Consider the following 20,334-nt stretch of genomic DNA (forward strand, 5'->3'; position numbering starts at 1 on the left):
GTGGCTTGGAGCGGGGTGGGGACACGGGACGGGGTGGTGGCGTGGGCCGGAGTGGTGGCACCGGCCGGAGCGCTGTCGCGGGGCGGGGTCAAATGCCGTGCCCCCTGTGGTGGAGCGCGGCGAGGACGGTGGGTGCGGAGACGAGACCGGCCGCCACGGCGAGCGCGATGGGCGCGCGCGGCTCGCCCAGCCGGGCCGCGAACGTGCGCAGCGCCCAGCGGGCGGCCTCGCGGCGGTGCCCGAGCGCGGCGTGGCTGAAGGCGAGCTGGCCGTAGACCCGCGCCGCGCCACGAGGGTCTTCAACGAGTGCGGGGTGGCGGGCGAGCATCCAGCCGAGCCCGGCGATGCGGTCGGCCCAGCGCGTGGCGTAGTGGGATCCGCCCCACCGCACCCGGACCAGCGGCCGGTCGACCTGCACGATCGGCCGGCGCCTGGCGGCGCGCAGGGCGAGGTCCCAGTCTTCGTTCTGCCCGGCGGGGGCGGTCTCGTCCACCCACAACGAGCCGCGCTCGAACAGGAACGTCGACGAGTGCACCATCACCATCCGCGAACGGACCAGGTCGCCGGCCGTCACCGTCGAGGCGCCGGCGAGGCGGGTCACCCGGCGGCCGGCGTGTTCGACCTCGATGCCGCAGCTGGCGAACTCGCCGCCGTCACCCAGTGCCCGCACCTGCGCGGTGAGCTTGCCGGGCAGCCACACGTCGTCGTCGTCGCAGAACGCGACGAGGTCGGTGTCGCACGCCGCGATGCCGGTGTTGCGCGCGCCGGGGAGCCCGGGGGTGAGCGTGTTGGGCAGGACCCTGAGCCGGTGAGAGCCCACGTCGGCCACCTGCTCGGCGATGTCGCGGACCGCGGCGGCCGGCTCGGCGTCAGGGGTGTCGGCCACCACGACCACGGAGAGCCCGCCGGAATGGTGCTGGGCGAGGACCGCCTCCACGGCCTCGCGCAGCTGGGCGGGGCGGTTGCCGCGGGTCGGGATGACCACGCCGACGGATCGTGTCATGCCGCGCTCCGATAGCCGTACCGGGCTCTGAGCGGCCAGGTGAGAGCGTCGACGGCGCGCCGGTCGCGGCCCGCCAGCCCTGACATCCACGCGTCGTCGCGCCGCAGCTCCACCCGCCCCACGTGGAAGCGCATCGGGTTGCCGGAAGCCGTGTGGGAGGGGCCGAGCCAGGCGGTCGAGCCGTCGACGAACGGCAGCTCCGCCGCAGCCAGGCCGAGGCCGCGGGCCAGCCGGGTGAGCGTGGCCACGGGCGCGGCGACGAGGTCTTCGTAGCGGACGCGGATCACCCGCGCCCCGCGCGCGGCGAGCAGCTCGATTGCGGCGTTCTGGGCCGTCCAGTGGACGGCGGTCCTGGCGGGGCTCCAGCGGGTCATGGGACGCCCGTCCTCGGGGCGCTCGACGCTCCTGCCCCAGGAGTGGGCGACGGCGCGCGGGTCACGGACCACGTGGACGATCGACACGTTCACGCCCGCGGCGACCAGGCAACACGCCAGGGACGCGTGCTTGCTGGAGTCGACCACGACCGGCGCGCCCGCGGCGGCGTAGAGCGTTCGGTACGCCCGCGCGTATTCGGCCAGGTCGGGATGGGCGATGCGCGGGATCCTGCGGGTGCGGTCGACCCGGCGCCTCAGCGTCAGGACCCTTCCGGCCACTGACGTGGTCCAACCACCGAACGCCCGCTCCCCGACCGCGCGCCAGAAGGCGCAGGCCGGGAAGGCCGCACCGCACCCGCAGAGCTCCTGCGCGAGGACGCCCCTCTCCCAGAGGTGCACCACCTCTCCCAGCGCCACCACGCCGGGCAGCTCGCCCAGGAGCCTTTCCAGCAGCGTGGTGCCGCTGCGGCCGAGGCCTCCCAGGTAGATGACCCGGGTGGGTGGGTGGTCGGTCAAGGAAAAGGGCCTTCGCGTCGCCAACACGGAACGCGAAGACCCTAGCGCGGAGCGTAATCAGACGGTCACGGATTCGCCAAAAGATCTACCTCAGTGGGCGTCCATGACCATGCCGGCGGCGACCGTGCCGTTCGTGGCCTCGTCGACGAGGATGAACCCGCCGGTCGTCCGGTTGCGGGAGTAGTCGTCCACGAACAGCGGCTGGGTGATCCGCAGCGACACCCGCCCGATCTCGTTGAGGCCGAGCGACGTGGCCTCTTCGTCCCGGTGCAGGGTGTTGACGTCGAGCCGGTAGTGCAGGTCGCGCACCAGGGCGCGCGCCGTACGGGTGGTGTGCTTGATCGTCAGCTTGGTGCGCGGCGTCAGCTTGACGCCGTCGGCCATCCAGCAGATCATCGCCTCCAGCTCCTGCGCGACGCTGGGCTGGTTGTTGGGCCTGGCGATCATGTCGCCGCGCGAGATGTCGAGGTCGTCCTCGAAGCGCAGCGTCACCGACATGGGCGAGAACGCCTCCTCCACAGGACCGTCGAACGTGTCGATCGACGCGATCCGCGTGGTGAGACCGGAGGGCAGGTGCATCACCTCGTCGCCCGGCTTGAGCACGCCGCCCGCCACCTGGCCGGCGTAGCCGCGGTAGTCGTGGAAGGCGTGGTCGGTGGCCCGCTGCGGGCGGATCACGTATTGGACGGGGAAGCGCACGTCGGTCAGGTTGCGGTCGGAGGCGATGTGGACGTTCTCCAGGTGGTGCAGCAGCGACGTGCCGAGATACCAGGGCATGTTCTCGGAGCGGGAGACCACGTTGTCGCCGTTGAGCGCGGAGATCGGGATGAAGGTGAGGTCGCCGACGTTCAGCTTGGACGCGAACGACGTGAACTCCTCCCTGATCTCCTCGAACCGCTCCTGGGAGTAGTCGACCAGGTCCATCTTGTTGACGGCGAGCACCAGGTGCGGCACGCGCAGCAGCGAGGCCAGGAACGCGTGGCGCCGCGACTGCTCCAGCACCCCCTTGCGGGCGTCGATGAGGATGATCGCCAGGTCGGCCGTGGAGGCGCCGGTGACCATGTTGCGGGTGTACTGGATGTGCCCGGGCGTGTCGGCGATGATGAACTTACGGCGCGGCGTCGCGAAATAGCGATATGCCACGTCGATCGTGATGCCCTGCTCACGCTCGGCCCGCAGCCCGTCGGTCAGCAGCGACAGGTCGGTGTATTCGGTGCCGCGGTCGCGCGAGGTGCGCTCGACGGCCTCCAGCTGGTCCTCGAAGATCGCCTTGGAGTCGTAGAGCAACCGTCCGATGAGAGTGGACTTGCCGTCGTCGACGCTCCCCGCAGTGGCAAAGCGAAGAATGTCCATCAGAAGTAGCCCTCTCTCTTCCTGTCCTCCATGGCGGCCTCGGACGAGCGGTCGTCGGCCCTGGTGGCGCCGCGCTCGGTGATCCTGGTGACCGCGATCTCCTCGATGATCTCCTCGACCGTGGTGGCCGGGGACTGCACGGCGCCCGTGCAGGTCATGTCGCCCACGGTGCGGTAGCGCACCACCGCCTCGAACAGCGGCTCGTCGTCGCCGCGCTGGACGACGTCGGCGTCGGGCAGCAGCATGCCGTCGCGCTCGAACACCTTGCGGGTGTGGGCGAAATAGATGGAGGGGATCTCGATGCCCTCGCGCCGGATGTAGTCCCAGACGTCGAGCTCGGTCCAGTTGGACAGCGGGAAGACGCGGATGTGCTCGCCCTTGCGGATGCGGGCGTTGTAGAGGTTCCACAGCTCGGGACGCTGGTTCTTCGGATCCCACTGGCCGAAGTCGTCGCGGAAGGAGAACACCCGCTCCTTGGCCCTGGCCTTCTCCTCGTCGCGCCTGGCTCCGCCGAACACGGCGTCGAACTCGTGCGCCTCGATCGCGTCGAGCAGCGTGGTGGTCTGCAGGCGGTTGCGCGAGGCCCGCCGGCCCGTCTGCTCGACCACCCGGCCCTGGTCGATCGACTCCTGCACGCTGGCCACGATCAGGCGCGCGCCGAGCTCGGCCGTGCGGCGGTCGCGGAACTCGATGACCTCGTCGAAGTTGTGGCCGGTGTCGACGTGCATGAGCGGGAACGGGATGGGTGCGGGCCAGAACGCCTTCTCCGCGATGCGGAGCATGACGATCGAGTCCTTGCCTCCGGAGAAGAGCAGACATGGGCGCTCGAATTCGGCGGCCACCTCACGCATGATGTGAATGGCCTCTGCCTCGAGCACGTCGAGCTGCGACGTCGTGTAGTCGCGCTGGAGCATGGAAGCTTCCTCCGGAGGTCAGCGGTGCAGGTCCCGGATCCCGGCGAGCAGGGATGCCGCCAGCTCGGGTAGGGAAACCAGGATATCGGGTAGGGACGGGTCGGCTTGGTTGTAGATCAGCTCGGAGCCGTCGATGCGGCTCGCGTGCACCCCTGCGGCCAGGGCGACGGCGACCGGCGCGGCGGAATCCCACTCGTACTGGCCCCCGGCGTGTACGTACGCCTCGACCTCGCCGGTGAGCACCGCCGAGATCTTCGCCCCCGCCGACCCGATCGGCACGAGATCGGCGCCGACCAGGTAGGCCAGCTTCTGGACGAACTCGGGCGGCCGAGTGCGGCTCACCGCGATGCGGAAACGCCCCTTCACGTGGGCGGGAGGCTTGGGCGGGTCGGCGGTCGTCAGCGTACGGCCCTGGGCGGGCAGCGCGACGGCGCCCGCGGTCAGCTTGCCGCGCTCCCACAGGGCCACGTGCACGGCCCAGTCGGACCGCTCCGGCTCCGAGAACTCGCGGGTGCCGTCCAGGGGATCGACGATCCAGACCCGCTCGGCGGCGAGCCGGCGCGGGTCGAGCCGTTCCTCTCGGGTGGCCTCCTCCGACAACACGCAGTCGCTCGGCCGCAGCCGGGACAGCGACTCCATCAGCAGGACGTGGGCGGCGCGATCGCCCTCGGCCCGCAGCGCGGCGGGGTCGTCGAACCCGGTGCGCTCGCGGACCCTCAGCAGCCGCTCGCCGGCCTCGGTGGCCAGGTCAGCGGCGAGGGCGTGATCGTCGCGAATCGTCATCAATAAGCTCCTTGCCCGCGGGCGACGGCTGACCAAGTCTTCCACAGGATCTGGAGGTCCAGAGTGAGGGACCAGTTCTCGACGTAACGCAGGTCTAGACGGACGGATTCCTCCCACGATAGGTCAGATCTACCGTTGACCTGCCACAGCCCGGTCAGCCCAGGGCGTACGAGGAGTCTTCTGCGCACGTCGTCACCGTAGCGCGCCACCTCCTCGGGCAGCGGCGGGCGGGGGCCGACGAGCGACATGTGACCGCGTACGACGTTGATGAGCTGGGGCAGCTCGTCGAGCGAGTGGCGGCGCATCAGCGCGCCGAGCGGCGTGACACGCGGATCGTTGCGCATCTTGAACAGCAGCCCGTCGCGGTCGCTGACCAGGGTGATCTTCTGCCGCTCCGCACCGCGCCTCATGGTGCGGAACTTCACGATGGTGAACAGCTTCCCGCCCTTGCCGACCCGGGTCTGCCGGAACAGCGCGGGCCCCGGGCTCGTCACGCGGACGGCGATCGCCAGCATCACCAGAGCGGGCGCCAGCAGCAGGAGCAGCGCGACCGCGACCAGCCGGTCGAAGACGTTCTTGACCAGTTGCCTGGCCCCGGTGAGCTCGGGATGCTCCACGTGCAGCAGCGGCAGCCCGGCGACGGGCCTGATCGTGGTGCGCGGGCCGGCGACGTCCATCAGCGCGGGGGCCACCACGAGCTCGGTGTGGGTGCGCTCCAGCCGCCAGGCCAGCCGCCGCAGCGCCTGGCCGTCCATCTCGGGGCAGGCGAGCACGGCCACGGTGTCGGCGGTGTACTGGCCGACCGCGATCGGCACGTCGCTGAAGTCGCCGGCGACCGGCACCTCGCCCACGTTCTCGCCTGCGCGGCCGCCGGGCAGGCAGGCCGCCACGACGTCCATGCCGTGGTGGCGTTCCCTGCGGAAGAGCCGTACCAGCTCGGCGATCGCGACCGGGTGGCCGACCGCGACCACCCGGCGCATGCACTCGCCCGCCGCCCTGCGCCGGTGCAGCGAGCGCCGCAGAACGTACCGGAGCACCAGCGTGAAGAGAGTGACCAGGGGCAGCGCCAGCACGACGTAGCCGCGGGCGACGTCGGTCTTGGTCACGTAGGAGCCGATGGCGGTGCCCGCGGTCAGCGCCACGCCCGCCTGCAGGATCCTGCGGAACTCCTCGGAGCCGACGCCCAGCATGCGCGGCTCGTAAGCCCTGTTGAGCGCCACCGCGCAGCACCACACCACCGGCAGAGCCAGGCTGACCAGGAGGTACGGCAGCACGTAGGGGGTGAGCCCGCCGAACCTGACCGTGAAGGCGATCGTGGCCGCGGCGCCCGCCCCGCACAGGTCGGCGAGCACGGCGCGCAGCCGGTAGGAGCGCACCCAGGAGGGCACGCGCGGCCCGGCCCTCCAGGAGACGGCATGACCGTTCCCGGCGACGGCCATGAGCCCTTCACCGTGCACACGTGCCTCCCCGGTGACCATTCCCGTACGGACAGTCACAGATCGTAGCGGCGGGGAAAGCGGGGAACCGGCGAACGACTCTATGCGGCGATCAGCGAGGTGGGCCGGAAATGTGCAGATCAGCCCGGTGGAAGTCGTTCTGGGTGACCTCGAGGCCTCGGGTCATCAGCGACTCCACCACGTCGGCCGCCCGGTCGACGAGGAAGGGCAGGTCTTTGCGCTCGGCGGTGGCGAAGTCTCTGAGCACGTAAGCGGCGGGGTCCATGCGGCCGGGCGGGCGGCCGATGCCGAAGCGCACCCGCAGGTAGTCGCGGGTGCCGAGGACCTTGGTGATCGACTTGAGGCCGTTGTGGCCGTTGTCGCCGCCGCCGAGCTTCGCCCGCAGCGCGCCGTAGGGGACGTCGAGCTCGTCGTGGACGACGATCAGCCGCTCGGGGCCGATCTTGTAGAAGTCGGAGAGCGCCTTGACGGGCCCGCCGGAGAGGTTCATGTAGGTCAGGGGCTTGGCGAGGATGGCCTCGCGGGTCTCGCAGATCTCGGCCCGGCTTTTGTGCGCCTTGAACCGCCCGCCGGCCCTGGAGGCCAGCTCGTCGAGCACCATGAAGCCCGCGTTGTGCCGGTTGCCCGCGTAGTCGGGCCCCGGATTGCCCAGCCCGGCGATCAGCCAGCGATCCATGTGATCCCCTCATAGCGCAACGGAGCGGCTCGCGCGAAGCCGCCCCGTTGCCCGGACAGCGCTACCGACAGGAAACCTGCTCACCAGAGGAGCTCTGGTCAGGCCGTAGCGGACGTCCGTTGAGCAGGTTTCCCCATGAGTTATTCGGCGGAGGCCTCGGCGCTCTCGGGAGCCTCGGCGGCCTCGCCCTCGGCCTCGGCGCCCTCCTCCGGAGCCTCGACCGGCTTGTTGATGACGTGGAGGACCACAACGTCGGCGTCGGCGGACAGCGTGGTGCCCTCCGGGAGCGGGAGGTCGGAGGCGGCGATCACACTGCCGACCTCCAGGCCCTCGACGTTGACCTCGACGCCGGTCGGGATGTGGGTGGCCTCGGCCTCGACGGCGATGGACACGAGCTGCTGGTCGAGCAGGCCGTCGGGGTGGACGTCGCCGACCGTGGTGACCGGGATCTCGACGGTGACCTTCTCGCCGCTCTTGACCAGGAGCAGGTCGACATGCTCGACGAAGCCCTTGATCGGGTCGCGCTGCACGCCCTTGGGCAGCGCGAGCTCGTTGACGCCGTCACCCTCGAGGCGGATCAGCACGTTGGGCGTGCGGAGCGCGAGCAGCACCTCGTGACCGGGCAGGGTCAGGTGCTGGGTGTCGGTGCCGTGCCCGTAGAGGACGGCGGGCACCTTGTCCGCGCGACGGATCTTGCGGGCGGCGCCCTTGCCGAACGCGGTGCGCCGCTCGGCGGCGATACGTACTTCAGACACGACATCTCCTAGGGATGCATCAAGATCGGATCGGTGAGCGCTCCCCCTCACCCGCCCTAGCGGAAGGCGTTACGAGCGCAACCCTCATAGTCTACCGGCTGGCCGGCCTCCGGCCGACCAGCCTTCACTCGCCTCGCTCGATCACGTGTCGCCCTCGAACAGGCTCGTGACGGAGCCGTCCTGGAAGATCTCGGTGATGGCGCGGGCGATGAGCGGCGCGATCGTCAGGACGGTCAGCTTGTCGAACCTGTTGGCCGGCGACAGCGGCAGCGTGTTGGTGACGATCACCTCGCTGATGCGGGAGTTCTTCAGCCGGTCGACCGCCGGGTCGGAGAAGACCGCGTGGGTGGCGGCCGCGATGACGTTGGTGGCGCCCTGCTCGTAGAGGGCGTCGGCGGCCTTGCAGATGGTGCCCGCGGTGTCGATCATGTCGTCGATCAGCACACAGGTGCGGCCGCGTACGGTGCCGACGACCTCGTTGACCTTGACCGAGTTGGCCACGTCGAGGTCGCGCCGCTTGTGGATGAACGCCAGCGGCGTGCCGAGCGTGTCGGCCCAGCGCTCCGACAGGCGGACACGGCCGGTGTCGGGCGAGACGATCGTGGTGTTGGCCAGGTCGAGTTTGTTCTTCAGGTAGTTTTCCAGCACCGGCATGGCGAACAGGTGGTCGACCGGGCCGTCGAAGAAGCCCTGGATCTGCGAGGTGTGCAGGTCGATCGACATGAGGCGGTCGGCGCCGGCGGTCTTGAACAGGTCGGCCATCAGCCTGGCCGTGATGGGCTCGCGGCCGCGGCCCTTCTTGTCCTGGCGGGCGTAGCCGAAGAACGGCATGACCACGGTGATGCGCTTGGCGGAGGCCCGCTTCAACGCGTCGACCATGATGAGCTGTTCCATGATCCACTTGTTGATGGGCCCGGTGTGGCTCTGGATGACGAAGGCGTCGCAGCCGCGTACGGACTCGAGGTAGCGGGCGTAGATCTCGCCATTGGCGAAGTCGATGAGTTTGGTGGGAGTGAGGGAGACACCGACGTGCTCGGCCACCTCTTCGGCCAGTTCGGGGTAGGCCCGGCCGGAGAAGAGCATGAGATTCTTCTCGCCCGGCTGCTTGATGCTGGTCATGAGACCCCCTTCGTCGGTCTCACGACCACGGTGCTGTGCTGCTCGATGACCTCGGCAAGCTCGGTCATGCTTCTTTCTCCTGATCCTGCTCGGCCAGCGCCCGCTGGGCGGCCGCGGCCGACTTGGTGCCCGCGCGCCTGCGCAGAACCCATTTCTCGATGTTGCGCTGCCGCGCTCGTGCCACGCCGATCGAGCCCGGCGGGACGTCGTCGGCGATCACCGAGCCCGCCGCCGTGTAGGCGCCGTCGCCGACGGTCACAGGGGCGATGAGCATGGTGTCGCACCCGACGAACGCGCCGTCGCGCACGGTGGTGTGGTGCTTGTCGACCCCGTCGTAGTTGACGAAGACGGTGGAGGCGCCGATGTTGACGTCGTCGCCGATCGTGGCGTCGCCGGCGTAGGACAGGTGCGGCACCTTGGAGCGCTCGCCGACCTTGGTGTTCTTCATCTCGACGAATGTGCCGGCCTTCGACCTGCGGCCGATCACCGTGCCGGGGCGGAGGTAGGCGTAGGGGCCGACGTTGGCCTCCGGCCCGATGTCGGCGTGGTCGCAGACCGCGTTGCGGACGATCGCACCGGCCCCGACCCTGGTGCCGGTGAGCGTGGTGGCGGGCCCCACCTCGGCGCCCGCCTCGATGACGGTGTCGCCGTGGAGCTGGGTGCCCGGGTGGATCACCGCGTCGGGCGCGATGCGCACGCTCACGTCGATCCAGGTGCCGGCGGGGTCGACGATCGTGACGCCGGCGCGCATGTGGGCCTCCAGCAGGCGCCGGTTGAGCACCTGGCGGGCGGCGGCCAGCTGGACGCGGTCGTTGACGCCCTCGACCTCGACGAAGTCACCGGCCACGCACGCCCCGACCCGGTGGCCGTCGCCGCGCAGGATGGCCAGCACGTCGGTGAGGTATTCCTCACCCTGGGCGTTGTCGGCGGACACCCGCTTGACGGCGTCGGCCAGTAGCTCGCCGTCGAAGGCGTAGATGCCGGAGTTCATCTCCTTGATGGCGCGCTGCCCGGCGTCGGCGTCCTTCTCCTCGACGATCTCCAGCACGGCGCCGGAATCGTCGCGGATGATCCGTCCGTAGCCGGTCGGGTCGGGCACCTCGGCCGTCAGCACGGTGACCGCGTTGCCGTCGGCCTCGTGCCGTTCGAGCAGCGTGGCGAGCGTCTGGGGGCGCAGCAGCGGCACGTCGCCGTAGGTGACCAGGACCGTGCCGGAGATCGTGCCGACCTCTTCGAGGACGGTGCGCACGGCGTGGCCGGTGCCGCGCTGCTCGTTCTGGACGACGGCGCGGGCGTCGGGGCTGGTGGCCGCCAGATGGTCGCGCATGCGTTCGAGCGCGTGGCCGATCACGACGATGAGCCGCTCGGGGCCGAGATCGCGGGCGGCGGCGAGCATGTGGTCGAGCAGCGCGCGGCCGCACAACTCGTGCAGGACTTTCGGGGTCTGGCTTTTCATCCGGGTGCCCTCGCCCGCGGCGAGGACGATGACGGCTGCCGGGCGCGGCACACTCACGGACTGAGGCTCCCTGTGGCTGGACGGATCAGGGCTGTTCGGTGCGGCTACCGCACCGACACCCTCCCGACACCGTGAGGATACCGAACCTCAGCCTGGACGCTCAGCGGGGGGATCACCTCTAAGCTCCCGGAAGAGGACTCGAACCCCTACAAAGTGGACCAAAACCACTTGTCCTGCCGATTAGACGATCCGGGACAGATCGGACACGTGGCGTCCGACACATCCCTACGATACCGAGCCCGCACGTGCGCGCGCGCCCGTAATTACGTCCCGGCTCCGCGTGGCGGATGATCCGCCCAGGTGAGAGCGGCGATGCGGATATGCCCACCCTTAACAGACCAGCCAAAAAGGCGCAAGGCGTGAACCTTACCCACCTTGCCCGGCGGATCGTCACCTTCGCCATATTCCCGGCTTAGGTCTTCCTAACTTACGCTGGCGTAGGTTACGGTGGCGTAGCCGGACATACGTCCTCATACATGCTCTTGGAGGTCGCCCATGACCGTTACCACCGAACGTTCCGCCTCTGCCCCGAAGCCGGACTTCGAACCAGAGCCACGGTCGAAGACCGAACTCGTCACCTTCGCTCTCGTCGTCGGGCTGCCCATCGTCGCGATCGCGGCGGCCGTACCGCTGGCCTGGGGCTGGGGCCTCGGCTGGACGGACGTCGCGATCGCCCTCGTCTTCTACGTCGTCTCGGGGCTCGGCGTCACCGTCGGCCTGCACCGCTACTTCACGCACGGATCGTTCAAGGCCAGGCGGCCGCTCAAGATCGCGATGGGCATCGCCGGCAGCCTGTCGCTGGAGATGTCGGTGCTCGACTGGGTGGCCACCCACCGCAAGCACCACAAGTTCTCCGACAAGGAGGGCGACCCGCACTCGCCGTGGCGCTTCGGCCCCGGCTTCAAGAACATGACCAAGGGCCTGCTCTACGCCCACATGGGGTGGCTGTTCGAGAGCGAGCGCACCAACAGGGAGAAGTACGCCCCCGACCTGTGCAAGGACCCCGACGTCATCAAGCTGCACAAGTGGTTCGGCTCGCTGGCCCTCGTCTCGATCCTCCTGCCCGGCCTGCTCGGCCTGCTCATCACCTGGTCCTGGCAGGGCGCGCTGACCGCGCTGTTCTGGGGCTCGCTCGTCCGCATCGGCCTGCTGCACCACGTGACCTGGTCCATCAACTCCATCTGCCACGTCTTCGGCGAGGAGGACTTCCAGGTGCGTGACAAGTCGCGCAACGTGTGGTGGCTGGCCATCCCGTCCTTCGGCGAGTCGTGGCACAACCTGCACCACAGCGACCCGACCTGCGCCAGGCACGGCGCGCTCAAGGGCCAGATCGACCTGAGCGCCGGCCTGATCCGCATCTTCGAGCGGCTGGGCTGGGTGTACGACGTCCGCTGGCCCACTCCGGAGCGGCTGGCGGCGAAACGCATTGCCTGACGCCGAACAGCTGAAGGGCGGCCACACTGCCGTGGCCGTCATTATGGAAACCGTGACGGAACCCCGATCCCGCAGGCGCATGTCCGGTAGCGAGCGAAGAGAGCAGCTGGTCCGCATCAGCCGCACGCTCTTCGCGGAGAAGGGGTTCGACGGGACCTCGATCGAAGAGATAGCCGCCACCGCGCAGGTGTCCAAACCCGTGGTCTACGAACATTTCGGCGGCAAGGAAGGCGTCTACGCGGTCGTGGTCGACCGCGAGATGCAGAAGCTGCTCGGCATGATCACTGAAGCCCTCGCCGCCTCCCACTCCCTCATCAAGCTGGAGCGGGCCGCACTGGCCCTGCTGCAGTACATCGAGGAGAGCAGCGAGGGTTTCCGCATTCTGGTGCGCGACTCCCACGCCGCTTCGGGCACGGGCACGTTCGCGAGCCTCATCAGCGAGATCGCCAGCCAGGTGGAGGACGTCCTCGCCGACGAGTTCGCCGCCCGCGGCTACGAGCCCAAGCTCGCGCCGATGTACGCGCAGATGCTGGTCGGCATGGTGGCGCTGACCGGGCAGTGGTGGCTCGACGTGCGCAAGCCGGGGCGCGAGGAGGTGGCCGCCCACCTGGTCAACCTGGCGTGGAACGGTCTGACGGGGCTCAACCCCAGCCCGGCCATCAGCCTCACGACCCGCGAGCTGAGGTCGCCGGTCAAGGCGCGCGCCAGCGACAAGGAGCTGCGCGAGCTGGAGAAGGCGCGCGAGAAGGAGCTCAAGGAGGCCGAGAAGATCCGCCAGCGCGAGCTCAAAGAGGCCGAGAAGGCCAGGGTGCGCGAGCTGAAGGAGCGCGAGCGGCTGCTGAAGGAGGCCGAGAAGGCCCGCGAGCGGGAGGAGAAGATCCGCCAGCGGGAGGCCCGGCTGGCCGAGCGCGCGGCGCGTCTAGGTCAGGTAGATCATCAGGAGTGACCTCTTGAACACGCAGGTCACCACAGGTGACGATGGGGTTGAGCAGGGCTGACCGACTGGGGTGAGCCGTTGCGAGCACGTTAACGTTCTGTTCAACCAATCGGGGCAATATACGCCATATGTCCGCGGAAGCGTTTCACCCCGCCAACGACCTACCCCTTCCCCAGGAACGATTCCTGAACCGCGAGGAGAGCTGGCTCCAGTTCAACGAGCGGGTGCTCGAACTCGCCGAGGACGCCTCGCTGCCGCTGCTGGAACGGGTGCGCTTCCTGGCGATCTTCGCGAGCAACCTCGACGAGTTCTTCCGCGTACGGGTGGCCGGGCTGAAACGGCGGATGGCCACCGGCCTGCTGCTGCGGACCAAGAGCGGGCTCAAACCGCGTGAAGAGCTGGCCAGGATCGGCACGGTCGCCGACGAGCTGGCCAGACGGCACGCGACGGCCTTCCACCATCACGTCCTCCCGCAGCTGGCGGGCGAGGGCATCGAGATCGTCAGGTGGGACGACCTGGGCCGGGAGGAGCGCACGGAGCTGCGCAAACTCTTCAGGGAGCGGATCAGGCCGGTGTTGACGCCGCTGGCCGTCGACCCCGCCCATCCTTTTCCCTATATTTCAGGGCTCAGCCTGAATCTGGCCGTCCTGGTGCGCAACCCGTCGACCGATCACACCGTCTTCGCGAGGGTCAAGGTCCCTTCGCAGCTGCCGCGGTTCGTCCCCGCGTCCAAGGACCGGTTCGTGCCGCTGGAGGACGTCATCGCGGCGCATCTCGGCCAGCTCTTCAAGGGCATGGAGATCCTGCAGCACCACGTCTTCCGCGTGACCAGGAACGAGGATCTCGACGTGGACGAGGACGTCACGGAGAACCTCATGCAGGCCCTGGAGAAGGAGCTGCTCAAGCGGCGCTTCGGCCCGCCGGTGCGGCTGGAGGTCGAGGACACGATCACACCCGAGGTGCTGGCGCCGCTCGTGGAGGAGCTGGAGCTGGCGCCCCACGAGATCTACCGGCTGCCGGGGCCGCTCGACCTCAGCGGCCTGCACGCCATCGCCGACCTCGACCGCGGCGAGCTCGGCTACCGGCCGTTCGTGCCCGCCGAGGTGATCAACGCCGAGGACGACGTCTTCTCGATCCTGCGCGAGCGCGACCTGCTGCTGCACCACCCGTACGACTCGTTCGCCACCAGCGTGCAACGCTTCATCGAGGTCGCCGCGGCCGATCCCCGCGTCCTGGCCATCAAGCAGACCCTCTACCGCACGAGCGGCGAGTCGCCCATCGTGGACGCGCTGATCGACGCGGCCGAGGCGGGCAAGCAGGTCGTGGTGGTCGTGGAGATCAAGGCCCGCTTCGACGAGCACGCCAACATCTCCTGGGCCCGCAAGCTCGAACGCGCCGGCTGCCACGTCGTCTACGGCGTCGTCGGGCTGAAGACGCACTGCAAGCTGGCGCTGGTGATCCGCCAGGAGGTCTCGGGCGAGCTGCGCCGCTACTGCCACATCGGCACCGGCAACTACAACCCTAAAACCGCCCGCCAGTACGAGGACTTCGGGCTGCTCACCGCTGACCCGCTGGTCGGCGAGGACGTCACCGACCTGTTCATCCACCTGACCGGCTACTCCAACCACTCCGCCTACCGGCGGCTGCTGGTCGCCCCCCACTCCATGCGCAGCGGGCTGCTGGCCAGGATCGAGCGGGAGATCGCCCACCAGCGGGCCGGCCGCCCGGCCAGGATCAGGATCAAGACGAATTCGCTGGTGGACGAGCCGATCATCGACGCGCTCTACCGGGCGTCCAGGGCCGGCGTGCCGGTGGATCTCTGGGTGCGGGGCATCTGCACGCTCCGGCCAGGGATTCCAGATTTGTCCGAAAATATCCGCGTAAGGTCGGTATTGGGGCGCTTCTTGGAGCACTCCCGGGTGTACGAGTTCGGCCTGGGACGGCGGCCCGAGGTCTGGATCGGCAGCGCCGACCTGATGCGCAGAAACCTGGACCGCCGCGTCGAAGCCCTGGTCAAGGTGACGTCCCAGCAGCACAAGACGTACCTCGTCGAGCTGATGGACCGGGCCATGGCCGAGACGACCAACACGTGGTGGCTCGGCTCCGACGGCGCCTGGGTCCGCCACCCGGGCGAGGACATGCAGAGCCACCTCATCGGCACCCGCCGCTGGAGGACCGTTGATGACTGACCTGCTCCGCGCGGCCGGGGCCGTGGTCTGGCGGGGCGAGGAGAGCAGCCCCGACGTGGCCGTCATCCACCGTCCCGCCTACGACGACTGGACCTTCCCCAAGGGCAAGCTGAAGTCCGGCGAGCACGTGATCGCCGCCGCCCTGCGCGAGGTGCGCGAGGAGACCGGCATGACGATCGTGCTCGGCCGCGCGCTGCCGCCCATCCACTACCTCAGGTCCGAGCGGCTCAAGCGGGTGGACTACTGGGTGGGCAGGGCGGTCGCCGACGACGGGTTCGTGCCCGGTGACGAGGTGGACGAGCTGCGCTGGCTGCCGGTGGACGAGGCCAGGCGGCTGCTGACGTACGAGTGGGACGCGGGGCTGCTGCGGGCGCTGGCCGCCGCGCCCCTGGAGACCACGCCCCTCGTCCTCGTCCGGCACGGCTCGGCCGGCTCCAGGAACGAGTGGCCGGGCGAGGACGCGGAGCGCCCGCTCGACGCCGCCGGGCGTGCCCAGGCGGCGAGCCTGGCCACCGCACTGCCCGCCTACCGGCCCGAGCTGCTCGTGAGCTCCCCCAGCGTCCGGTGCGTCCAGACCGTGGAGCCGTACCGGGCCGCGATGCCGCATGGCGCAACGATCCGGATCGAGCCGCTGCTCAGCGAGGACGGCCAGGACCCGCGCAAGACCCCCGCCCTGGTCGGCGACCTCGCGGCGCCCGCGGCGGTGTGCAGCCACGGAAAGGTGCTGCCCGGGCTCATCGAGGCGCTCAGCGGCAAGAGCGTGCACCTGCGCAAGGGCGCCTTCGCCGTGCTGCACCGGGCCGGCGGGCACGTCGTCAGCGTCGAGCGTTACCCCGCGTGAGAGCGCTCACCAGGTGACGGGCAGCCGGGCCAGCCCTTCGGTGATCCTGCCCTCGTTGCGCGGCAACTCGTCGACGGGCACGGCCGCCCGCAGGGCGGGGAACCGCTGGAACACCCTGCTGAACACGGCCACCAGCTCCACCCTGGCCAGGCCGGCGCCGATGCAGAAGCGCGGGCCGTACCCGAAGCTCAGGTGCGGGTCGGTCTGCGGGCGGCGGATGTCGAACACGTCCGGATCCGGATAGATCCGCTCGTCCCGGTTGGCCGGGCCCGGCGTGATCACCACGGCCTCGCCCCTGCGGATCGTGACGTCGCCGATCACGATGTCCTCGTGGGCGTACCTGGGCAGGCCGTGCAGGCTCGGCGAGGCCATGCGCAGGATCTCCTCGACCGCGCCCGGCGCCAGCCCGGGGTCGGCCTTGAGCAGGTCGAGCTGGCCGGGGTTGGCGAGCAGGAGCAGCACGCCGAAGTCGATGCGGTTGACCGTGGTCTCGTGCCCCGCGAACAGCAGCCCGCCCGCGAGCCGGGAGATCGTGCCGTCGTCGTCCAGCTCCTTCGCCAGGTCGGACAGCACGTCCTCGGCCGGTTCGCGGCGCTTGCGCCGGATGAGCTCCGCCATGTACGCGCCCATCTCCTCGCGGGCGGCCATGCTCCTGTCGTGGTCGAGCATGTCGCTCATGCGGGCCGAGACGCCGCTGAAGTACTCCCTGTCCTCGTACGGGACGCCGAGGAGGCGGCAGATGACCAGCACCGGCAGCGGGAAGGAGAGCTCGGCGTGCAGGTCCGCCGGCGGCGTCCGCCCGGCCAGGTGCTCGAGCAGCTCATCGACGAGCGATCCGACGTGGTCGCCGAGCGCCTTCATCCGGCGGGCCGAGAACGACGGCGCGAACAGCTTGCGCATGCGCTCGTGCTCGGCCTTCTCCGTGGCGGCGTCGCCCTGCGGGCCGCCGAGCAGGGCCGAGCCCGACAGACGGGCTGCTTTGTCCGGCTCTGGGTGGGAACGTCCGAGCCGGGCGTCGTTGAACAGCCGGCGCGCGTCCTCGTAGCCGCTGACCAGCCAGACCTCGTCGCCCAGAGAGGTGCGTACTTTGGCGATGCCCTCCTTGGCGCGCAGGTCCCGGTACGCCGCCGGCACCTCGAGCAGCCCGCCGCGTGCGAAGGGGATGACCGGAAGAGTCGTCATAGAACCTTGTTAACCGCTTCGACGGTCTCTGCCCAGACCTCGGGGAACTCGGCGTGTGCCCGATCGGCCGTGCCGCGCTCGATCCCGACGAGCAGCCCGTACGTGAAGGTGTCCTCGCCGGCCTGGCGGGCTTTCTCGGCCTCCTTCGCCAGGGTCTCCTGCGCGACCACGCCGTCCTGGTGCGTCCCGAGGATCTCCTGGATGCCCTCGGCGAGTTCGGCGAGCCTGGCCATGCTCCCGCCCAGCGTGGGCTGGAGCGCTTCCGCGGTGTACCGAGCGCGTTTGGCCGCCTTTCTCACGTCGTGCATGGCGATCTCGCGGCGTTCGGGGTCCTCGATGGCCTGGGCGGTGTCGTACGCCTTGGTCACGCGGTCCCAGTTGGCCGCCGCGATGGCGCTGAGCCGCTCCTGCGCGGGCTTGGCGGCGGCCTTGCCCAGGTTCGGGGCGGAAACGAGGGCGTCGAGCGTGTCGAGGAGGGTGTAGTAGCGTTCGCCGCTGAGCGCGTCCTTGATCCGCTCGTACGCCTCCTGTTCGCGTCCGAGCAGATCCGCGCCGAGCCGGGTCCGGATGGGGCCCGTGACCAGCTCGGGGGCCAGCCCGTCCAGCGCCCTGCCGAACCTGGCCCTGATGACCTCCAGGTCGCGGGCCTCGCCGAGGACGGCGCCGAGCCAGCGCAGCTCGTCCTGGAGCCGGTCGGTGCCGGTCACGACGGTCTTGAACGCCTTGAGCGCGCTGCGCATCCTGCGGGCGGCCACCCGCATCTGGTGCACCGCGTCGTTCTCCGCCCTGCGCACGCGGGGATCCTGCGAGAGGAGGGCGGCCACCTGGCCGGCCAGGTAGGCGACGACGATCTCGCCGGCGGAGCCCGGATCTGTGGGGGCTTTGGGCAGCGGGGCGGGTTCGAGGAGCTTGGCGAGCTTGCTGGAGGAGGCCGACGGCGTGGCGCCCGCCTTCCTGAGCCGCTTGCCGACCTTGGCCAGCAGCGCCTTCTTGCCGCCTTCGAGCAGTTCGGCCTCGACCTCGCGCCACCGCACGACCATGGGCTCCACGCCGAAGACGGTGCCCTTGACGCGGTCGTCGGCGATCTCGACGAGCCTGGCGTCGCCGTCGAACAGAACCGTGACGCTCCTGCGCGTGTCGAGCTGGGCGACCGGCTTCAGCTCGGCGCCGCGGGTGAAGGCGCGGACGAGCTCGGCCAGCTCCGCTGGCACGATCTTGGTGCTGCGGGTGAGGGGATGGGTGATCTCCTGGCGCACGCCCTTGGCCTTGGGCAACTTCAGGTGCCAGCCGGCATCGGCGCCGCCTCGTCGTCGTCTGAGGGTGACGCCCCGGGAGGCCAGCCGCAGATCGGGCGTGTCATAGTAGAGCGCCACGAGCTGGTAACTCTTCGGGCCGACGACCTCGGCCAGACCGCTCAGGTCCGGAATGTCGTACTCTGCGGTGACATCGAACTTGTCCTCGATCTCGATTCCCACTACACCTCGCAGAAGTCCGATTTCGGACAATAATGCCACCCTTAGGTGAACATCAGGCGAATTGCAGGAGCTCGATTCTGTTGCCCACCGGGTCGGAGACGTAGATGCGGCGGAAGCCGGGAAAGAGGTCGTCCGGCACTGCTCCGGGGATCCTCGCGGCGTAGGCGTCGATGTCGTCGACCAGGAACGCGGGATGGGCCTTACGCGCGGGCCTGAAGCCGTTCTCGATGCCGAGGTGCACCTCCACGCCCTCGCCCCTGAACCACGCGCCGCCGCGGCCGGCCAGCTCGGGCGGCTTCGGCACCTCTTCCAGGCCGAGCACGCCCGCGTAGAACTCCCGCAGCAGCGGCTCGCTCCCCGCGGGCGCGGCGAGCTGGACGTGATGCAGTGCTCTGATCATTGTCGTCCGCCCCTCATTTCTGCAGCACGGCTCATTTCTGCAGCACGACGAAGATCCGTCTGAACGGGAACGGCGTACCGTAATTCCTGGCCGGATATGCGTCGGCGAGCAACGGGGCGAGATCGCGCCTGAACCGCCGCTGTTCGTCCGGGGCGAGACGGTCGAAAACGGGGCGCAGGGCGGTGCCGGACACCCAGTCGAGCACCGGATGCTCGCCCTGGAGCACGTGGATGTAGGTCGTCTCCCACGCGTCGACCTGGGCGCCGCCCTGGTTGAGCAGGTCGAGGTAGTCGAGGGGGTGGCCGACCGGCTTCACCCTGAGGACGTCGCTGAGCCGGTCGGACCAGGCGCGGGAGGCGCACAGCTCGCGGATCGCGACATGGCTGGGCGCGTCGAAGTTGCCCGGCACCTGGAAGGCCATCCAGCCTCCCGGCGCCAGCTCCTCGATCCAGTGCTCCAGCACGGAGTGGTGCTCGGGCACCCACTGCAGCACGGCGTTGGAGACGATCACGTCCACCGGCCGGTCGGGCCGCCACGTGGCCACGTCGGCGACCGCGTACCTGACCTTCGTCTCCAGCCGCCGCGCCTTGGCGATCATCGCGGGCGAGGAGTCGAAGCCCTCCACGGTCGCGCGCGGCCAGCGAAGGCCCAGCTGGGCGGTGAGCTCGCCGCTGCCGCAGCCGGCGTCCACGACATAGTCGGGATCGACCGCTCCCACCCGGGAGATCAGCTCGATGAACGGCCTCGACCGCTCGTCCGCGTAGACGGCGTAGGTTACGGGGTCCCACATATCTCTTGACATGAAGATAATTGATATCGAGAGAGATATCTCGATGTCAAGACAGTACACTCTTGTGTCATGACCGAGGATGCTAGAGACGAGGTCGACCGCCTCGTCGCGGCTTGGCGAACGGAGCGCCCCGACCTCGACGTCGAACCGCTCCAGGTGCTCTCCAGGGTGTCACGACTGGCCAAGCATCTCGACCGGGCTCGACGGGCGGCGTTCGCCGAACACGACCTGGAGCCGTGGGAGTTCGACGTGCTGACAGCGCTGCGGCGGGCCGGCAAACCGTACGAACTCAGCCCAGGCGCCCTGCTGCGGGCCACACTCGTGACCTCCGGCACCATGACCAACCGCATCGACCGCCTCGCACAGGCCGGGCACGTACGGCGCCGCCCCGACCCCGAAGACCGGCGCGGCGTCCTCGTCTCCCTCACCGAGACCGGCCTCGCCCGCGTCGACGCCGCCTTCTCCGACCTGCTCCGCCGCGAACACGACCTCCTCTCCGGGCTCGGCCCCACCGACCAGCGCGCCCTCGCCGCCCTCCTCCGCACCCTCCTCGCCCCGTTCGACTCCCCGCCGTGACATCTCCCCGCTACGGCCTGCCATCGCCCCACTCAGCCCCCTCC

At 69.7% G+C, this 20,334-nt stretch carries 19 protein-coding genes and 1 tRNA gene; 5 read left to right on the forward strand and 15 right to left on the reverse strand.

Annotated elements, in window-relative coordinates:
- Nucleotides 1-88 precede the first annotated feature (88 nt).
- From E1292_RS41725 to E1292_RS41775, 11 genes are all read right to left on the reverse strand, one after another.
- Nucleotides 89-1,003 carry a glycosyltransferase family 2 protein gene (locus E1292_RS41725; protein WP_132604797.1) on the reverse strand — a complete coding sequence of 305 codons (915 nt, stop codon included), beginning with the start codon at nt 1,001-1,003 and terminating at the stop codon, nt 89-91.
- Nucleotides 1,000-1,893, reverse strand: coding sequence for a sulfotransferase family protein (locus tag E1292_RS41730; RefSeq protein WP_132604799.1), 894 nt, complete (start codon nt 1,891-1,893; stop codon nt 1,000-1,002). Before E1292_RS41730 ends, E1292_RS41725 begins: the two co-directional genes overlap by 4 nt.
- Before the next feature lie 90 nt (nt 1,894-1,983).
- On the reverse strand, nt 1,984-3,246 hold the full coding sequence (gene cysN, locus E1292_RS41735; RefSeq protein ID WP_132604801.1) for a sulfate adenylyltransferase subunit CysN: 1,263 nt from the start codon (nt 3,244-3,246) through the stop codon (nt 1,984-1,986).
- Nucleotides 3,246-4,160, reverse strand: coding sequence for a sulfate adenylyltransferase subunit CysD (gene cysD / locus E1292_RS41740; protein ID WP_132604803.1), 915 nt, complete (start codon nt 4,158-4,160; stop codon nt 3,246-3,248). The genes cysN and cysD overlap by 1 nt, the downstream gene beginning before the upstream one ends.
- A gap of 18 nt (nt 4,161-4,178) precedes the next feature.
- Nucleotides 4,179-4,943 (reverse strand): 3'(2'),5'-bisphosphate nucleotidase CysQ, encoded by a 765-nt coding sequence (locus E1292_RS41745; RefSeq protein ID WP_181958384.1) that lies wholly within the window; start codon nt 4,941-4,943, stop codon nt 4,179-4,181.
- The gene (locus E1292_RS41750; RefSeq protein WP_246090701.1) at nt 4,943-6,382 is read right to left on the reverse strand and encodes a sugar transferase; all 1,440 of its coding nucleotides are present in this window, start codon (nt 6,380-6,382) and stop codon (nt 4,943-4,945) included. The genes E1292_RS41745 and E1292_RS41750 overlap by 1 nt, the downstream gene beginning before the upstream one ends.
- Before the next feature lie 109 nt (nt 6,383-6,491).
- A complete protein-coding gene (pth, locus tag E1292_RS41755) occupies nt 6,492-7,076 on the reverse strand; it encodes an aminoacyl-tRNA hydrolase (protein ID WP_132604807.1) in 585 nt (194 codons plus the stop codon).
- Between the two features lie 140 nt (nt 7,077-7,216).
- Nucleotides 7,217-7,831: a 50S ribosomal protein L25/general stress protein Ctc gene (locus E1292_RS41760; RefSeq protein ID WP_132604809.1), complete on the reverse strand. Its 615-nt coding sequence runs from the start codon at nt 7,829-7,831 to the stop codon at nt 7,217-7,219.
- Nucleotides 7,832-7,972: 141 nt separating this feature from the next.
- Nucleotides 7,973-8,950: a ribose-phosphate diphosphokinase gene (locus E1292_RS41765; protein ID WP_132604811.1), complete on the reverse strand. Its 978-nt coding sequence runs from the start codon at nt 8,948-8,950 to the stop codon at nt 7,973-7,975.
- 64 nt (nt 8,951-9,014) lie between these two features.
- Nucleotides 9,015-10,463, reverse strand: coding sequence for a bifunctional UDP-N-acetylglucosamine diphosphorylase/glucosamine-1-phosphate N-acetyltransferase GlmU (glmU, locus tag E1292_RS41770; RefSeq protein WP_132604813.1), 1,449 nt, complete (start codon nt 10,461-10,463; stop codon nt 9,015-9,017).
- Nucleotides 10,464-10,589: 126 nt separating this feature from the next.
- Nucleotides 10,590-10,661 (reverse strand) — tRNA-Gln (locus E1292_RS41775).
- Between the two features lie 300 nt (nt 10,662-10,961).
- Between E1292_RS41775 and E1292_RS41780 the strand changes: the two genes are divergently transcribed.
- From E1292_RS41780 to E1292_RS41795, 4 genes are all read left to right on the forward strand, one after another.
- A complete protein-coding gene (locus tag E1292_RS41780) occupies nt 10,962-11,900 on the forward strand; it encodes an acyl-CoA desaturase (RefSeq protein WP_132604815.1) in 939 nt (312 codons plus the stop codon).
- A gap of 43 nt (nt 11,901-11,943) precedes the next feature.
- Nucleotides 11,944-12,846: a TetR/AcrR family transcriptional regulator gene (locus E1292_RS41785; protein ID WP_132604817.1), complete on the forward strand. Its 903-nt coding sequence runs from the start codon at nt 11,944-11,946 to the stop codon at nt 12,844-12,846.
- Nucleotides 12,847-12,965: 119 nt separating this feature from the next.
- Entirely contained in the window at nt 12,966-15,026 is a 2,061-nt protein-coding gene (locus E1292_RS41790) for an RNA degradosome polyphosphate kinase (protein ID WP_132604819.1), read from the forward strand.
- Nucleotides 15,019-15,867, forward strand: a complete 849-nt coding sequence (locus E1292_RS41795; protein ID WP_246090699.1) for an NUDIX hydrolase — start codon at nt 15,019-15,021, stop codon at nt 15,865-15,867. The genes E1292_RS41790 and E1292_RS41795 overlap by 8 nt, the downstream gene beginning before the upstream one ends.
- A gap of 6 nt (nt 15,868-15,873) precedes the next feature.
- Here E1292_RS41795 and E1292_RS41800 read toward each other — a convergent pair whose 3' ends face one another.
- From E1292_RS41800 to E1292_RS41815, 4 genes are read right to left on the reverse strand one after another with little or no spacing between them, the layout of a single operon-like run.
- Entirely contained in the window at nt 15,874-17,049 is a 1,176-nt protein-coding gene (locus E1292_RS41800) for a cytochrome P450 (protein WP_132604821.1), read from the reverse strand.
- Entirely contained in the window at nt 17,046-18,524 is a 1,479-nt protein-coding gene (locus E1292_RS41805; RefSeq protein WP_132604823.1) for a CYTH and CHAD domain-containing protein, read from the reverse strand. Before E1292_RS41805 ends, E1292_RS41800 begins: the two co-directional genes overlap by 4 nt.
- A 52-nt stretch (nt 18,525-18,576) precedes the next feature.
- Nucleotides 18,577-18,924: a VOC family protein gene (locus tag E1292_RS41810; RefSeq protein WP_132604825.1), complete on the reverse strand. Its 348-nt coding sequence runs from the start codon at nt 18,922-18,924 to the stop codon at nt 18,577-18,579.
- A 31-nt stretch (nt 18,925-18,955) separates the two neighbouring features.
- Nucleotides 18,956-19,726, reverse strand: a complete 771-nt coding sequence (locus E1292_RS41815) for a trans-aconitate 2-methyltransferase (protein ID WP_246090700.1) — start codon at nt 19,724-19,726, stop codon at nt 18,956-18,958.
- 57 nt (nt 19,727-19,783) lie between these two features.
- Here E1292_RS41815 and E1292_RS41820 point away from each other — a divergent pair, with 57 nt between their 5' ends.
- Complete coding sequence (locus tag E1292_RS41820; protein WP_132604827.1) at nt 19,784-20,290, forward strand: MarR family winged helix-turn-helix transcriptional regulator; 507 nt, start codon at nt 19,784-19,786, stop codon at nt 20,288-20,290.
- The last annotated feature ends 44 nt before the right edge of the window (nt 20,291-20,334 follow it).

This window comes from Nonomuraea deserti, from assembly GCF_004348685.1.
Classification (GTDB): Bacteria; Actinomycetota; Actinomycetes; order Streptosporangiales; family Streptosporangiaceae; genus Nonomuraea; species Nonomuraea deserti.

Excerpts from the sequence above, each read along its gene's own strand:
- E1292_RS41725 (WP_132604797.1), bottom strand. The coding sequence starts at position 1,003 with ATGACACGATCCGTCGGCGTGGTCATCCCGACCCGCGGCAACCGCCCC.
- cysN (WP_132604801.1), bottom strand. The coding sequence starts at position 3,246 with ATGGACATTCTTCGCTTTGCCACTGCGGGGAGCGTCGACGACGGCAAG.
- cysD (WP_132604803.1), bottom strand. The coding sequence starts at position 4,160 with ATGCTCCAGCGCGACTACACGACGTCGCAGCTCGACGTGCTCGAGGCA.
- E1292_RS41745 (WP_181958384.1), bottom strand. The coding sequence starts at position 4,943 with ATGACGATTCGCGACGATCACGCCCTCGCCGCTGACCTGGCCACCGAG.
- E1292_RS41750 (WP_246090701.1), bottom strand. The coding sequence starts at position 6,382 with ATGGCCGTCGCCGGGAACGGTCATGCCGTCTCCTGGAGGGCCGGGCCG.
- pth (WP_132604807.1), bottom strand. The coding sequence starts at position 7,076 with ATGGATCGCTGGCTGATCGCCGGGCTGGGCAATCCGGGGCCCGACTAC.
- E1292_RS41765 (WP_132604811.1), bottom strand. The coding sequence starts at position 8,950 with ATGACCAGCATCAAGCAGCCGGGCGAGAAGAATCTCATGCTCTTCTCC.
- E1292_RS41780 (WP_132604815.1), top strand. The coding sequence starts at position 10,962 with ATGACCGTTACCACCGAACGTTCCGCCTCTGCCCCGAAGCCGGACTTC.
- E1292_RS41785 (WP_132604817.1), top strand. The coding sequence starts at position 11,944 with ATGGAAACCGTGACGGAACCCCGATCCCGCAGGCGCATGTCCGGTAGC.
- E1292_RS41790 (WP_132604819.1), top strand. The coding sequence starts at position 12,966 with ATGTCCGCGGAAGCGTTTCACCCCGCCAACGACCTACCCCTTCCCCAG.
- E1292_RS41795 (WP_246090699.1), top strand. The coding sequence starts at position 15,019 with ATGACTGACCTGCTCCGCGCGGCCGGGGCCGTGGTCTGGCGGGGCGAG.
- E1292_RS41800 (WP_132604821.1), bottom strand. The coding sequence starts at position 17,049 with ATGACGACTCTTCCGGTCATCCCCTTCGCACGCGGCGGGCTGCTCGAG.
- E1292_RS41810 (WP_132604825.1), bottom strand. The coding sequence starts at position 18,924 with ATGATCAGAGCACTGCATCACGTCCAGCTCGCCGCGCCCGCGGGGAGC.
- E1292_RS41815 (WP_246090700.1), bottom strand. The coding sequence starts at position 19,726 with ATGTCAAGAGATATGTGGGACCCCGTAACCTACGCCGTCTACGCGGAC.
- E1292_RS41820 (WP_132604827.1), top strand. The coding sequence starts at position 19,784 with ATGACCGAGGATGCTAGAGACGAGGTCGACCGCCTCGTCGCGGCTTGG.